This is a genomic window from Roseburia inulinivorans DSM 16841 (assembly GCF_000174195.1).
Taxonomy (GTDB): Bacteria; Bacillota; Clostridia; order Lachnospirales; family Lachnospiraceae; genus Roseburia; species Roseburia inulinivorans.
This window is the reverse complement of sequence record NZ_ACFY01000129.1, coordinates 1-1,129: the sequence shown is the minus strand read 5'-3', so window position 1 is coordinate 1,129 and position 1,129 is coordinate 1. Positions and strand designations below refer to the sequence as shown.

Sequence of the window (1,129 nt, the reverse complement as noted above, 5' to 3'; positions counted from 1 at the left end):
CAAAAAAATAGCCAAAAATGCTCTTTTATGAATTAAGGAATAACTCAGCAATAAATTTATTTCCATCATTCTTCAATGTTAAATCTCCATCATATTTTTTTATACTGCTCTGAACATTCAGCAGTCCTATTCCACCATTTTTCCTTTATTTGATACTGGAAAACCATTTCTCCACTTTACTTCATTACAATTATTTTCAATGCTGACAACTATCATCTTATGATATGAACCAATCTTAATGCAAATATATTTCTCGCCTTTCAGCTTTTCTGTTGCTTCAATCGCATTATCTAATAAATTTCCAAAAATAGTTGTAATGTCGATTGGTTCAATGAAATTCAAATTCACATTATCTACCTTTATTGTTACTGAAATCCCCTTTTCTCTCATAACAGCTTCTTTATCAGTAAGAAGTATATTCAAGATCGGATTTTCTGTGTATTGAACCGGAATGAGCGGCTTCAACAACTCTCTGATCTTTGTTGCATATTCTCCTGCCGTTTTTTCCTGCTCTGCACCATATAACCCTTCGATTGCTTTAATATGCTTATTTACATCATGTAATATCTGAATGGTTTGATCATACTTTTTTGTCTGGGTCAAATAGTATTCGTATTGTACCTTTGCCTGCTGCTCTAATGCGATCAACTGCTTTTCGTAATAGTTCTTTTCATCTGCCATTTTTACAAAATATAAAAGGTATAAATCTGCCAGAACAATACATCCCATGTTGACTGCACACAAATAATTTTCTTCTCCATTTTTAAAATTCTCTACAATTACACTCATGTTAATCAGACTGTATAGAAGTATAATTCCATACATGATGTACCGTGTCTTTGAATAAGGGACATCACTTTTTTTCACAAACCTGTTTATAAATGTGTAATACAAAAAAATAAGTATCACCTTTGAAAATGTTACCTCAAGGCAATAAAGCATAGTTTCATTCACATTTTTTATATCTGCGGCTTGCAAAATGCATTGTAAAAGAATCACTCCCAATGATTCACAAACAGACATACAAAATACTAATGCTTCACATTCAATAATACGTCTTAAGGGTTTATCTATATCCTCATAATACAGAACATATGCTATAATCCCTGTCAAAACGCCCCAGACTATT

General features: G+C 31.9%; 2 protein-coding genes. Both read right to left on the bottom strand.

Annotation, left to right across the window (positions count from 1 at the left end):
• Positions 1-25: 25 nt before the first annotated feature.
• The gene (locus tag ROSEINA2194_RS23600; RefSeq protein ID WP_252832647.1) at positions 26-103 is read right to left on the bottom strand and encodes a hypothetical protein; all 78 of its coding nucleotides are present in this window, start codon (positions 101-103) and stop codon (positions 26-28) included.
• Between the two features lie 23 nt (positions 104-126).
• A complete protein-coding gene (locus ROSEINA2194_RS22155) occupies positions 127-789 on the bottom strand; it encodes a sensor histidine kinase (RefSeq protein WP_252832645.1) in 663 nt (220 codons plus the stop codon).
• Positions 790-1,129 lie beyond the last annotated feature (340 nt).